Source organism: Paenibacillus sp. OT2-17, from assembly GCF_009827695.1.
Classification (GTDB): Bacteria; Bacillota; Bacilli; order Paenibacillales; family Paenibacillaceae; genus Paenibacillus; species Paenibacillus polymyxa_B.
In genome coordinates this window covers 1-2,105 of record NZ_WUDQ01000607.1, presented here as the reverse complement: position 1 = coordinate 2,105, position 2,105 = coordinate 1, and the positions used below count along the sequence as shown (strand labels likewise).

Below are 2,105 nucleotides of genomic sequence, written 5' to 3'. Positions count from 1 at the left end.
CTCATGCACGCCAATGTGTTACATGCTGCTCAACGATCTGTAAAAATTCACTAAGAGCCGGGGATTTCCACTTTTTCGTGTGATAGGCGACCTGAGTAGCCACCTGCTGTTCACTGTCATCCCAGGCTAAACGCGCCATTTTACCTTCTCGCAGCTCGTTTTGTACCGTTACCAGCGGAAGCAGCGCGATACCCAATCCAGCCATGACACACTGCTTGATGGCTTCAATACTCCAAAATTCCAGGCTAGGGTCTGAAAAAATACCGTGTTTATTCAAATACTGCTCAAAAAGGATACGGTACGTACATCCTGCCTCCGTATGCAAAATGGTTTCGTCCTTCAAGTCAGCAGGCTCTACCCGGGTATAGGTAACCAGCGAATGCTTAAGTGGAGCAACCAAGGCCATCGGCTCATGAATAAGCGTGGTGACATTCAGTTCTCTATCCTCCGTCTCAGGCTGAAGCAAAAAAGCCAAATCCAGCTCACCGGAGCGGATCAAATCGCGTAATTCCCAGCATTCGCCGGGTTTAAGGACAATTTTAACCTTCGGATACCGTTCCCTGTACTCACGGATCAGACTCGGTAGACGAAAAGCGGCCAGAGACTCTGGTGCTCCTATTTTCAGCGTGCCCGCCAATTCCGTTTCTGAACGAAGTGCATCCTTAGCCATAGCATGCATCTTGGAAATTTCCTGCGCATAGGGCAGCAGACGTCGTCCAGCATCCGTCAGCATGATTTTTTTGCCAATGCGATCAAAAAGCGGCGTACCCAACTCTGTCTCTAGCGCTTGAATTTGAGCAGTGATACTCGACTGTGCATAATCCAGTATACGCGCTGCTCGCGTAAAACTGCCTGCCTCAACTACATTTAAAAAGGTAAACAAATGCCGCGATTCCATATTCCGCTCCTTCAATCGGTTTTTCCGATGCAAGCAATCGTTATATTCCGTTTTTCCGATAGATTGATTATCTGATAAGCTGGAGAAAATAACAAGAGAAAGAAGGCTTTTCTGCATGACAAATGAAAGTAAACTTCAATCCACCATTGGTCTTCCACAGGCCATTGCACTCTATATCGGAGCTGTACTGGGTTCAGGGATATTGATTGTGCCTGGACTTGCCGCCCAAATGGCGGGACCGGCATCGCTGCTGGCATGGGGCTTTATGACCCTGCTCATCCTGCCAATGGCACTTTCCATGGGTCTTCTATCCGCCAAATTTCCGAATGCGGGAGGGGTATCGCATTTTGTCACGTTGGCCTTTTCACCACGTGCTGGTGCTTATATCGGGTGGTTTTTTCTCATGTCGGTTCCGATTGGGGCACCTGTTGCCGCACTCACTGGAGCCGGCTATATGACCGCAGCCATGGGCTGGGGAGAGGAAAGCCGCATGATGTTAGCCGCTGCTATGTTGGCGGTGGGCCTGATCATCAACTGGATCGGCATGAAGGTCGCGGGACGTATTCAGATCGCTGTCGTCATAGCTATCGTTGCCGTCCTCATATTCGCCATTGCCGCAGCACTTCCTCAGATGGAAACAGTCCATTTCACCCCGTTTGTTCCACATGGCTGGTTCCCTGTCGGTCAAGCGGCCGCGATTCTGTTCTGGTGCTTCATCGGTTGGGAGGCTGTGTCCCATATGTCAGAGGAATTCACCAATCCCCAGAGAGCAGCCGTTAAAGGCGTGACCATTGCAGCCGTCATTGTTGGTTTGCTTTATTTCTTAACTGCGCTGGCTACTGTGGGCACACAAAGTTACCTTGCAGGGGATTCGGATGCTTCGCTCGTATGGGTGATTAGTCGGGCTATCGGGCCATGGGGCGCGATAATTGCAGGCTTGACGGGTATCTTTATTTGTACCGCTACTATTATTGCTTATGTTGGTGCCGCTTCACGTGTCGCTTATGCTTTATCCCGGCAAGGACAGGCCTTTCGCTGGATGGGCATGTTATCCCAACGATTCCATACCCCTATTGGGGGCATTGCTTTTCTTAGCGTCTGCTTCGTGATCATTATGGTGTTGTACGGTAGTGGTACTGTTTCACTCACTAACCTGATCCAGTTCCCGAACGCCACCTTTATTCTGACCTATTTAGGAGGTTGTGCA

General features: G+C 50.0%; 2 protein-coding genes. One reads left to right on the top strand and one right to left on the bottom strand.

What is annotated here, in order from left to right; translation table 11 throughout:
• Position 1 precedes the first annotated feature (1 nt).
• The gene (locus tag GRP75_RS25160) at positions 2 to 898 is read right to left on the bottom strand and encodes a LysR family transcriptional regulator (RefSeq protein WP_028540705.1); all 897 of its coding nucleotides are present in this window, start codon (positions 896 to 898) and stop codon (positions 2 to 4) included.
• 115 nt (positions 899 to 1,013) lie between these two features.
• Here GRP75_RS25160 and GRP75_RS25155 point away from each other — a divergent pair.
• Positions 1,014 to 2,105: APC family permease (locus tag GRP75_RS25155; protein ID WP_160790692.1), on the top strand; the 1,092-nt coding region annotated here is incomplete at its 3' end.